Genomic DNA, 11,680 nt, shown 5'->3' on the forward strand with positions numbered 1-11,680 from the left:
CTTTTTGGCAGGTCTGGTTTCAACGGGCCCGGCACGGGCTAAGTTTATCGCGAGTTCCGCACGCAAAGGAAAGCACTTAATGCGCTTTCCGTCTTGCGCAGGACTGTAGAGCAGGAAACTTAGCCCGCGCCGGGCCCGCTGAGACCAGACCGGCGGGATAGATCGGTTCAGATGGGGCTTTGATGCATGGGTGGTCTGTGCTCGTGCAAATGGGTATCATATTTTAGTTATTGCATCGACTCTGCGATGCATGTTTGTACGTTCCCGGCGGTCGGTTTGCCAGAAGCGCCCCGTCGGTTGTTCCAGACCCGTTTCGAAGAAAGGAAACCACACTTACCTATGGCAGCTAAAAAATCATCTCCCTTGAAGATCATCCCGCTCGGCGGCCTTGATGGCATCGGCAAGAACATGACGGTCTTCGAGTGCGGCGACGACATGGTGCTCGTCGACGCCGGCCTCATGTTTCCGGATGACTCCCAGCCCGGTATCGATCTGGTGCTTCCCGACTACACCTATGTCCTGGAGAACGAGGAGAAGCTCCGCGGTATCATCGTCACCCACGGCCACGAGGACCACACCGGTTCGCTTCCGTATCTGCTGCAGGACCTCAACAACAAGGTGCCCATCTTCTCGAGCAAGCTGACGCTCGGCTTCATCGAGGGCAAGCTTTCCGAGTTCCGCATCCGCGCACCCAAGTTCCGCGAGGTCAAGGGCGGTAGCCATGTCAACCTCGGCGGCATCTCGCTCGACTTCTTCTCGATGACACACTCCATCCCCGGCGCTCTGGGCGTGTTCATCCGCACCAATCAGGGCACCGTTATGCACACCGGCGACTTTAAGCTCGACCAGACGCCCATCGACGGCGTTACGCCCGACTATGCCGCTATCAGCCGCTTTGCCAAGCAGGGCATCGACCTGCTGCTTTCCGACTCTACCAATGCCACGGTTCCCGGCTTTACCAAGTCCGAGGCCGAGGTTGGTCCCAACCTGCTGCACGCCATCAAGAATGCGCCGGGTCGCGTGTTCGTCGCGTCGTTCTCGAGCCACATCCATCGTCTGCAGCAGATCTGCGATGCCGCCCGCAAGTGCGGCCGTAAGGTCGTTGTGACCGGTCGCTCCATGCTCACGAACACCCGCGTGGCGCGTGAGCTGGGCTACCTCAACATCGACGACGCTGATATCATCGATGCCTTCGACATTGATAACCTGCCCGACGACAAGATTGTCGTCATGTGCACCGGTTCGCAGGGTGAGCCGCTGTCGGCCCTGTCCCGCATGGCCAATGGCGAGCACAAGACGCTCTCCATCCACGAGGGCGATACCGTTATCCTCTCGGCAACTCCTGTTCCCGGCAACGAGAAGGCCGTTCAGCAGGTCGTCAACAGCCTGGCCAAGCTCGGCTGCGACGTGTGGGATAAGAACCGCGCTCTCGTCCACGTCTCCGGTCACGGTAGCCAGGAGGAGCTCAAGCTTCTGATGGCCATGGCCAAGCCCACGTACTTTATGCCGGTTCACGGTGAGGCCGTGCATCTGCGGGCACACGCCCAGCTGGCCCGCAAGATGGGTCTCAAGGACGACCATATCTTTATCCTCGATAACGGTGACACGCTCGAGATGCGCGGCGGTATCGTCAAGCGCGGTACGCCCGTCGAGTCCGGCGTCGTCTATGTCGACGGCCTGCGTATCGGCGATACCGACCCCATCGTCTTGCGCGATCGCCAGAAGCTCGCCAACGACGGTATGGTTACCGCTGTTGCCATCGTCTCGCTCAAGCACAAGAAGATCGAGGCCATCGAGTTTTCGGGCCGCGGTGTTTCGTTTGCCATCGACGACCAGTTCTCCGAGGATGCCTCCGCAGCCATCATGAAGACGATCGAGAAGGGCAAGTTCAGCTTTACCAGCAGCGGTTCCGATGCCATTCGCAAGGCCGTGCGCGATTCGCTCTCTAACTTTATCTGGAGCCGTATGCGTACCCGTCCGATGATCATCCCGGTCGTCATGGAGGTTTAGTTTGGCGCGCGGATCTGCACAAAACGCCAAAGGCAATAAGGCCAATAACCAACCGGCATCTGCTAAGGGTGCCGGTTCCCATCTGCGTGCCAATAAGGGCCACGAGGCAGACTTCGACGATTTTGAGCCCTTGGTCGAGCCCTCAGCCAATCGCGATATCGCCGGCGTGGTCATTGCCGTTTTGGCGATTGCGTCCTTTATTGCCGTGATTTCGCCGGCGACTGCACCCGTTACAGCTGCGGTTGCCGGTTTCTACCACTTAGGCTTTGGTCTGGGCGCCTACGTGTTGCCGATCGTCATCTTGCTGTTTGCCGCCACGCTCTTTTTAGGCGAGGACTCGCCGCTCAACGTGCGCTCTGTTGCGGGCGGCGCCGTGGTCTTTATCGCCGTCGTCTCCATTCTTTCGCTGATGGTGCCGGGTACGAGTAACTCGTGTGACCTCATGTTTACGCCGCAAAATCTGTCCGCCTCGGGTGGCTACATCGGTGCGTTTATTGCGAGTGCGCTGCAGAATGCCCTGGGTAAGCCTATCGCGATGGTAGTCCTGCTGGGCCTTGTCGTCGTGGGCCTGGTTATCATTGGCTTTTCGGTGGGCGGCGTGCTGCGCTCCGCCCGCGATCGTGCGGCAGATTTTGCCGAACGCCGTCGTGCCGATGTTAACGCGAGCCCGTGGGGTGACGATGAGGCCCTGTCGGTGCCTGGTGTCGCCCGTCCGCATCTGAGCATTCTTCGTCAAAAGGGCTCTGATGCTGCCATGACCACGGTCATGGGCAACGATGCGGACCCGGTTTTGGACGATGACGACGAGGATGAGGATCCGTTTGTCGACGTGTCCGATGCCGTGGAGGCTGAGCGCGCTAAGACGACGCTGCTGCCGCGCCGACATGCCAAGAAGGGCAAAACGGTTCCCAAGCTCAATACGAGTGAGCCCGATCCGTCTTGGTCCGAGAGCGAGATTGAGCTTACCGAGGGTGATGACGAGGACGACGAGACTCCGATTGAGACCGCAAAGACAACTTTGCTGCCGCGTCGCCATGCAAAGCGCGGCCAGGTAACCGGCCAGCTTTCGATGGAAGACGACCCCGATAAGATTGACGAGTCCGAGCCGCCGTTTGCCGTGAATCCTGTCTCGGCAACACCTCAGATTCCCGACTTCTTGAAGCATCCCAAGGTTGCCGATAGCGCTGCCTCGAGTGCTGTCGAATCGGCTGCGGCTCGTGATGGGGGAGTGGACGACGACGCTGCAGATAACGAGGGCGAAGAAGGGGATGGCCTCAAGCTTCCGCCGCTCGAGATCCTGCATGCCAACCCGCAGTCGGCTTCTGCCGCGTCTTCGGACAAGGAGCTTGAACAGACTGCCGAGTCGCTGCAGTCCACGTTGCTTGAGTTTGGCCGCAGTGCCCGCGTGGTCGGCTGGATCGCCGGCCCTACGGTGACGACCTTTAAGCTGCAACCTGGCGAGGGCGAGCGCGTGAGCAAGATTTCGAGCCTCGAGGACGATATCGCGCTTTCGCTCGCTGCTCAGTCGGTGCGTATCTTTGCCCCGATTCCCGGCACCTCGCTCGTGGGCATCGAGATTCCCAACCGCAAGCGCCAGAACGTCAATCTGGGCGACGTGCTGCCCTATGTGAAGGGCGGTCCGCTCGAGCTCGCCATCGGCCGCGACGCTGAGGGCACGCCGGTCGTCGCCGATCTCGCCAAGATGCCCCACCTGCTGATTGCCGGTACCACGGGCTCCGGTAAGTCGGTCATGATCAACTCCATCATCACGACCTTGCTCATGCGCGCCCTTCCCGAGGACGTTCGCCTGATCATGGTCGACCCCAAGCGCGTCGAGCTTGCGGGCTATAACGGTCTGCCGCATCTCTATGTGCCCGTGGTGACCGAGCCCAAGCAAGCCGCTAGCGCTCTGCAATGGGCCGTGTCCGAGATGGAGCGTCGCCTGAAGGTCTTCGAGCGTCTCAACGTGCGTAAGATCTCGACCTACAACGAAAAGCAGGCCGCCGGCGAGTTTGAACATTACGACAACCCGCCGCAAAAGATGCCCTACTTGGTCATCATCATCGACGAGCTTTCGGACCTGATGATGGTCGCCGGCAAGGATGTCGAGGCGTCGATCGTTCGTATCGCTCAGCTGGGCCGTGCCGCCGGTATTCATCTTATCGTGGCCACGCAGCGCCCCAGCTCCAACGTGGTGACAGGTCTCATCAAGGCCAACATCACCAACCGCATCGCCTTTAACGTCGCCACGGGCATCGACTCGCGCGTCATCATCGACCAGATGGGTGCCGAAAAGCTCACCGGTTTGGGCGACATGCTGTTCTCCAAGGTCGACTGGGGCAAGCCTCGCCGTATCCAGGGCTGCTTTGTTTCGGACGACGAAATCAACGAGATTGTCGAGTTCGTCAAGTCGCAGAGCGAGCCCGACTACCACGAGGAGATCCTGTCTGCCGTGGCGCCCGCTTCCATGTCCATGGCGGGTGGCGGCGGCATTGTCCGCACCGGAGTCGCCGAGCCGCAAGACGATGATCCGCTCATCTGGGAAGCCGCCCATATTGTGGTGGATTCGCAGCTTGGCTCCACATCTGGCCTGCAGCGTCGTCTGAAGGTTGGCTATGCGCGCGCCGGGCGTATTATGGACATGCTGGAAGAAAAGGGTGTCGTCGGCCCGCCCGACGGTTCGAAGCCGCGCGAGGTTCTGCTGGACGAGGAGGGACTTGCCGCGCTGAAATTTGTCGACGCCGAGATGGCACGTGAAGATCGTGAGTTTGGAGGATTCTGATGGCTGCACGCTTTGGTGACATGCTGCTCGAGCAGCGTCGCCGAATGGGCCTTTCCATTCAGCAGGTCGCCAACACCATCAAAATCAGGCCGCAGATCATCGAGTTTTTCGAGACCGGTAACTTTGCTTCGATGCCGCCGCGCGGCTATGCGCAGGGCATGATTTCGAGCTATGCTCGCTTTTTGGGCCTCAATCCGCGCGAGGTCGTCAATGCCTACTTTGACGACCTGATGGCATACGAACGCGAGACGTCGCAGCAGGGCGGTCGTTTTCAGGACGCCGCCGGCTACGTCAATTCGCGTTCCTCGGTCGATAACGGGCGCTTTCTGATGGTTCAGGGCGGTCGTTCGACCCGCTATGGACAGCGTCCTCAGCAGGCCGGTTATATTACCGAGACGGGTTCGGGCGAGGAGATTCGCTCACAGCGTGACCGGTTCCGCAGTGCGCCGATGCCCGAGGACCGTGCACTCCCCGCTGCCCGCGGCGTGGCGCGTGACCCTCGTGCCGGCTACGGCGACGGCGGCTATTCCGATCGCGGTTACCGTGGTGTCTCCACCGGACGCTCTCGCGGTGGCTATGCGGATGCCGATACTACGCAGGTGACGCCGCGTCTTCCCTCTCAGTCTCAGCCGTGTGGCCAGCGCCCTTCGGCTCCGCGTTCGGGCCAGCGTGGCTATCAAGGCCGCGGTGAACTTGCGCCCCGCTCGGGTCAGCGCGGCCTTCAGGGCCAGGGTGGCTATCGTGGTCGTTCCGATAGCAATCGTGGTCGTATGCCTCAGGGAGGCGGCCGCAGCAGTTCCAGTCGTGGACGCGGCGGATCTCGTACTCCTCAAAACAACGGGCTCGATCCGCGTATCGTCTACGCTGGCATCGGTGCCGTGACGCTGCTGCTGATCGTGCTCATCGTGGTACTTCTGCGCGGCTGCGCATCTTCGACGCCCGAGACCACGCCCGAGACGCCCACTGCTACCAAGACGACGACCAAGAAGTCTTCTAAGAAGACCGAAACGGTCGACGAGGACGAAGACACCGATGAGTCGACGGATGAGTCGACCGATTCGGACGCCACCAAGACGACGGCTAAAAAGGAAGAGAACGAGGTAACGAAGGTCAAGGTCTCCGTTGCCAAGGGAAAGACCGCGTGGATTGAGGTCAAGGTCGATGGAAAGTCGGTCTATGGCGCCCAGGCGACTGGCCCCTTTGAGCAGGAGTACACGCCCGAGTCCTCGATCGAGATCACCACGTCCAAGCCTTCCGATGTCACCGTTACCAAGAACGGCGAAAAGGTCCGTTACGATACCAAGACTTCGGGCGTGGCGCGTGTGACGATCACCGTTCCCAAGAAGGAGACGACTGATTCCGAGAATGGTGAAAGTTCTGATGGTGTCGACACCACTGATGGTACCGATACCACCGACGGCATCGATGCCCAGTCCACGGATGGCGCCGATACCGCAACTGACGGTCAGACGCCCACCGATTCTACCGACTATTCGTACGATAGCTATTAAGCCGCTCGTACGCGAAAGGAAACATCATGGCTAAAGATTCCAGCTTCGACGTCGTGTCCGAGGTCAACATGCAAGAGGTCGACAACGCCTTCCAGCAGACCACGCGCGAGATTTCCCAGCGCTATGACCTGAAGGATTCCGGCGCCACCATTGAGCTTTCGAAGGGCGACAAGCTCTTTACGATCAACGCCCCGGCTGACTTTGTCTCCAAGCAGATCATCGATGTCCTGAGCTCCAAGCTCATCAAGCGCGGCATCGACCTCAAGGCTGTCTCGTGGGATGCTCCGCAGGCGGCATCGGGCGGCACCGTGCGCGTGCTCGGCCATATCGTCGAGGGTATCGACCAGGCGACCGCCAAGAAGATCAACAAGGACATCAAGGACCAAAAGCTCAAGGTCAAGGTGGCCATCGAGGCCGACAAGCTGCGTGTTTCCTCTGCTTCGAAGGACGCGTTGCAGACCGTGATTCAGTTCCTGCGCGACCAGGACTACGGCCAGCCGCTGCAGTTCACCAACTACCGCTAATATCATTCGAAAGGACCGCTCTCCAACATGGATACACCGTTGGGCTCCGTGCTCTACATCACCCTCGGGTGCGCTAAGAACGAGGTTGACACCGACCGCATGCGTTCTCTTTTGACCGCCGCAGGCTACGAGGAGGCATTCGACCCGCAGGAAGCCGATATCGCCATTGTCAATACATGCTCGTTCCTCGCCTCCGCAACGTCTGAGAGCATCGAGACCACGCTCGAGCTCGCCAATGAGGTGCAGGACGGCGTTCGCTCCTGTCCCATCGTCATGTGCGGTTGCGTGCCGTCGCGCTATGGCGACGACCTGCCTGACGAGCTGCCCGAGGTCGCTGCCTTTGTGAAGGCCGACGAAGAGGACGGCATCGTGGCGGTCATCGATGGCGTGCTGGGTGTCGAGCGTGAGATCGCCGCCTATATTCCGCAGGTCAAGCGCACTGTCGAGGGCGCTGTCGCCTACGTCAAGATTTCCGATGGCTGCAACCGCTTCTGCAGCTTCTGCATGATTCCGTATATCCGCGGTCGTTATCACTCGCGCAATGCCGAGAGCATTATTTCCGAGGTGCGCGACTTGGTTGCCGGTGGCGTGCGAGAGATCGTGCTGATCGGCCAGGACACGGGCATCTGGGGCACCGACTTTGCGGATGAGGGCGTCGCCGAGGGCTCGCCGCGCAATCTGGCGCAGCTGCTGCGCGCCGTCGCCGAGGCCGTGCGCCCGCAGAACGTCTGGGTCCGTGTGCTCTACCTGCAGCCCGAGGGCATGACCGATGAGCTCATTGAGACCATTCGCGATACGCCCGAGGTGTTGCCCTATATTGATATCCCCGTGCAGCACTGCGATGCTCGCATACTCAAGGCCATGCGTCGCTCCGGTTCGCGCCAGGAGCTCGAGGACCTGTTCCGCGATCTGCGTGAGCGTATCCCCGGCATCGTGATCCGTTCCACGGCCATGGTCGGCTTCCCGACCGAGACCGACGAGGAGTTCCGCGACCTTATCGACTTTATGGACACCGTCGGCTTTGACTACACGAGCGTCTTTGCCTACTCGCGTGAGGAGGGCAGCCTGGCCGCCAAGATGGAGGGTCAGGTCGACGAAGAGGTCAAGCTCGAGCGCGCCCAGGAGGCCATGGACCTGGCCGAGTCGCTCGGTTTTGCCGCCACCGCCGCACATGTGGGCGAGCGCGCCCAGGTGATCGTCGACGGTATCGAAGAGACCGAGGACGGTGCCGAGCTGATTGGCCATGCTTGGTTCCAGGCGCCCGATTCCGATGGCGCGGTGCATCTGGATGCCAGCGAGGCATCTGTGGGCGATATTCTGACCGTCGAGTTTACCGATAGCTTCTGCTATGAGCTTATCGGTCATGTTGTGGAGTAGGAGCGCGTTGTGGCTAACGAGAGCAATAAGGAACTGACGAGTGTCTGGACGCCCGCCAATATCGTGACGTGCGTGCGCATCGTCTTTATTCCGGTGTTCATGATCGTGTCGGCGCTGTCTCACACGAGCGTTGCCGGTACGGATTGGAGCACCTTCGACGGCCCGCTCGCCGCCGCCGCCTTTATTCTGTACGTCATCCTGTCGTGCACCGATAAGGTTGATGGCTACTTGGCTCGTTCGCGCAACGAGATTACCGACTTCGGTAAGTTCTTGGATCCCATCGCCGATAAGCTGCTCGTGTTCTCTGCCCTGCTGCTGTTCTTGGACTTTGGTGCCGTAACCGTGTGGTCGGTGTTCATTATCCTGTTCCGCGAGCTGCTGGTGAGCGCCCTGCGCATGGTTGCGAGTGCCGCTGGTGTGGTCGTTGCCGCCGATAAGCTCGGCAAGTACAAGACGGCGACCACGATGGTCTCCATCTGCGGTTACCTGTGCGTCTTTGCGATGGCCGGCTTGCACCTTGGCCCGGTGGCGCTGACGCTCGGCATCTACTCTTTATCGCGCTTCCTGTACGCCGTTGCCGTTGTCCTGACCGTTATCTCGGGCGCCCAGTACTTCTGGAACTGCCGCAAGATCGTCTTTTCGGTCTAGGTCCTGGTGGGTATGACGGACTCTTTTGAGCAGATTTCCGCTCATAACGAGGAGCTGGCGCGCGATATTGTCGAGCGCGCGAGCGCTCGGGGCGTGACGGTTTCGACGGCTGAGTCGCTGACGGCAGGTATGATCTCCTCGACGATCGCCGATATCCCGGGCGCCTCGGCGGTGCTGCGTGGCGGTGCGGTAACCTACTGTGATGAGATCAAGCATCGCGTGCTGGGTGTTGAGCAGGAAACGCTCGACCGCTATACCGCGGTGTCGCATCAGACCGCGCGCGAGATGGCGGCGGGGTCGCTGGATCTGTACCAGAGCGATGTTGCTGTGAGCGCAACGGGCTATGCTGGTCCCGGCGGCGGTACCGAGGACGATCCGGCTGGCACCTTCTATATTGGCTGGGCGTATCGCACGGTCGATGGGGAAGTGCCGGTCGTGGACTCTGTGCGTTGCCACTATGAGGTCGACCGTTCGTGTGTTCGTGCCCATGCGGTTACGGAGGCATTGGGACGCATTGCCCTTGTGCTCAACTCTATGGAATAGGCGTGTTTTAAGGGGCCTTAGGGCCCCTTAATTGTGGAGATAGGGACCTCTGGCGAATTTAGCGTTTGTGCTGGTCATAGGTGTATTTTCTCCTTCCTTGTTTTTATTTGGCCCTATGTGGTCAAGCATTTGGCCAGTGTTTGGTCGGCGTTTGGTTGGGTTTTGGAAAGACTGCCTGCATATGATTGGTCTGAACGGTTGACCACGAACAGTCGTTCGTTTATTATCGATGCAGGTTGTTAAGAGGAGGGCTATTCATGGCCAAGAATTCAGGTCCCGTACGTACCGTCCATGCACCCACGACGGGTAAAGAGCGCGAAGAGATGATCGCCACCACCAAGGCCGAGATCGAGAAGAAGTTCGGTCAAGGTTCCATCATGAGGTATGGTGACGGCGGCCCCGAGCTTGAGGTCGAGGCCATTCCCACGGGCGCTCTGGCACTTGACGCCGCTCTGGGTATCGGCGGTGTGCCGCGCGGTCGTATCGTCGAGATCTACGGTCCCGAGTCCTCCGGTAAGACGACGCTTTCGCTCGAGATCCTGGCCGAGGCCCAGGCAATGGGTGGCGTTGTGGCATTTATCGATGCCGAGCACGCGCTCGATCCCACGTATGCCGCGCGCATTGGCGTGGATATCGACGAGGTGCTCATTTCCCAGCCCGATACGGGTGAGCAGGCGCTCGAGATTGTTGACATGCTCGTGCGTTCCGGCGCCATCGATGCCATCGTCGTCGACTCTGTCGCCGCGCTGACTCCGCGTGCCGAGATCGAGGGAGAGATCGGCGATACCACGGTCGGCTTACAAGCTCGCCTGATGAGCCAGGCGCTCCGAAAGCTCGCCGGCTCGCTGTCCAAGTCCAACACGACGTGCATCTTCATTAACCAGCTGCGTGAGAAGATCGGCGTCATGTTCGGCAACCCCGAGACCACGACGGGCGGCCGCGCCCTTAAGTTCTTCTCTTCGGTGCGTATCGACATTCGCCGCATCGACAGCATTAAGCTTAAGGACGAGGTTATCGGTAACCGCGTGCGCGCCAAGGTCGTTAAGAACAAGGTGGCAGCTCCGTTCCGTTCTGCTGAGTTCGACATCATGTACGGTACGGGAATCTCTAAGGAGGGCTCGATCTTGGACATGGCTGTCGAGTGCGGCATCTGCAAGAAGATGGGCTCCTGGTTTGCCTATGGCGAGGACAAGCTCGGCAACGGTCGCGAGGCCGCCAAGGCGTTCCTGCGCGAACACCCCGATTGCGCCGACGAGATTGAGCATAAGGTTCGCCTTGCCTGCGGGCTTGAGTTTGATGACGATGCTCCGTCCGAGGTCGAGCTGACCGATCAGCCGGCTGCGGATCAGCCTTCCGGCGAGGAGTTCGACGAGCTTTACGCCATCGATGGGTCCGCCATGCTCGATGATGACGACGAGTAGCGGTTACGCTCATGTCGTATACGGTGACCAAGGGCACGGTCGTCTTTCCCGATAAGAAGGCGGCCTCCTCGTTCTCGAGCGGATATGCGTCCAAAAAGCCTTGCGCACATATCGATTGTGAGCTTGAGGGCGGTTTTAAGCGGTCCATTTGGATTCCCGTGCGGGTCGCGCGCCTGTATGTCAAAAACCGCCCCGATTTTCCCTGTGATTGGGATGACTTTCGTGAGGCGGTTCAGCTCATCGAGCGTAAATGTGCTCTCACCATGGTGACCGAGATGTTGTCGCGACGCGACCATGCGACGGGTGAGGTCCGTGACAAGTTGGCTCGCTACGGCTTTCGCCATCCCGCGATCGATTTCGCCGTCGAGCGCGCCACCGAGTATCGCTTTTTAGACGAGAACCGCTTTTGCTCGCACTTTATCGAGGAACGCAAGCGGCGCGGTTGGGGACAGCGCAAAATCGAGACCGAGCTCAAGCGCCGTCATGTTGTGCTCGATGACATTCCCGGTTATCCCGAGGATTATTTTGCCGTCGAAGACGATTTGGCGCGTGCGTCAGCCCTGCTCGCCAAGCGGCGTGTTCCAGAGACGCGCGGATTCGAAAAACTGGTTCGGTTTTTGATGGGCAAGGGCTTCTCGTATCACATCGCCGCCGATGCCGTTAAGGCGCGTCTCGATGCCGAATGCGAGGAATGTGCGCTTTAGACGTATGCGTTTTGTGGCCCTGCCGTTCACCTTGTTTTAGCCGCCGTACTGGGGCCATTTATTTGACAGTTGTTGTGGTTCAACGTACGATAAACACTGTCATTTGCTTTGTGATATGTGCTCATCTGTGATGAGTTTGTTTATATGTTTATCTGTATCC

Annotated in this window: 9 protein-coding genes; all 9 read left to right on the forward strand. The window is 59.7% G+C overall.

Annotated elements, in window-relative coordinates:
• Positions 1 to 339 precede the first annotated feature (339 nt).
• The 9 genes from DXB98_RS00530 to DXB98_RS00570 all read left to right on the forward strand — a co-directional run bounded on the left by DXB98_RS00530 (position 340) and on the right by DXB98_RS00570 (position 11,520).
• Positions 340 to 2,010, forward strand: coding sequence for a ribonuclease J (locus DXB98_RS00530; protein ID WP_117742749.1), 1,671 nt, complete (start codon positions 340 to 342; stop codon positions 2,008 to 2,010).
• A 1-nt stretch (position 2,011) separates the two neighbouring features.
• Complete coding sequence (locus DXB98_RS00535; protein WP_233505042.1) at positions 2,012 to 4,792, forward strand: DNA translocase FtsK; 2,781 nt, start codon at positions 2,012 to 2,014, stop codon at positions 4,790 to 4,792.
• Positions 4,792 to 6,303: a RodZ family helix-turn-helix domain-containing protein gene (locus DXB98_RS00540; protein WP_117742750.1), complete on the forward strand. Its 1,512-nt coding sequence runs from the start codon at positions 4,792 to 4,794 to the stop codon at positions 6,301 to 6,303. The genes DXB98_RS00535 and DXB98_RS00540 overlap by 1 nt, the downstream gene beginning before the upstream one ends.
• A gap of 26 nt (positions 6,304 to 6,329) precedes the next feature.
• Positions 6,330 to 6,827: a YajQ family cyclic di-GMP-binding protein gene (locus DXB98_RS00545; protein ID WP_117735189.1), complete on the forward strand. Its 498-nt coding sequence runs from the start codon at positions 6,330 to 6,332 to the stop codon at positions 6,825 to 6,827.
• A 27-nt stretch (positions 6,828 to 6,854) separates the two neighbouring features.
• On the forward strand, positions 6,855 to 8,204 hold the full coding sequence (rimO, locus tag DXB98_RS00550) for a 30S ribosomal protein S12 methylthiotransferase RimO (RefSeq protein ID WP_117742751.1): 1,350 nt from the start codon (positions 6,855 to 6,857) through the stop codon (positions 8,202 to 8,204).
• Positions 8,205 to 8,303: 99 nt separating this feature from the next.
• Positions 8,304 to 8,852 (forward strand): CDP-diacylglycerol--glycerol-3-phosphate 3-phosphatidyltransferase, encoded by a 549-nt coding sequence (gene pgsA / locus DXB98_RS00555; RefSeq protein ID WP_233505045.1) that lies wholly within the window; start codon positions 8,304 to 8,306, stop codon positions 8,850 to 8,852.
• 12 nt (positions 8,853 to 8,864) lie between these two features.
• Positions 8,865 to 9,395, forward strand: a complete 531-nt coding sequence (locus tag DXB98_RS00560) for a CinA family protein (RefSeq protein WP_117742753.1) — start codon at positions 8,865 to 8,867, stop codon at positions 9,393 to 9,395.
• Between the two features lie 257 nt (positions 9,396 to 9,652).
• A complete protein-coding gene (gene recA, locus DXB98_RS00565; protein ID WP_304485477.1) occupies positions 9,653 to 10,816 on the forward strand; it encodes a recombinase RecA in 1,164 nt (387 codons plus the stop codon).
• Between the two features lie 11 nt (positions 10,817 to 10,827).
• The gene (locus DXB98_RS00570) at positions 10,828 to 11,520 is read left to right on the forward strand and encodes a regulatory protein RecX (RefSeq protein ID WP_117742754.1); all 693 of its coding nucleotides are present in this window, start codon (positions 10,828 to 10,830) and stop codon (positions 11,518 to 11,520) included.
• Positions 11,521 to 11,680 lie beyond the last annotated feature (160 nt).

Origin of the sequence: Collinsella sp. OM07-12, from assembly GCF_003438275.1 — a bacterium.
Classification (GTDB): domain Bacteria; phylum Actinomycetota; class Coriobacteriia; order Coriobacteriales; family Coriobacteriaceae; genus Collinsella.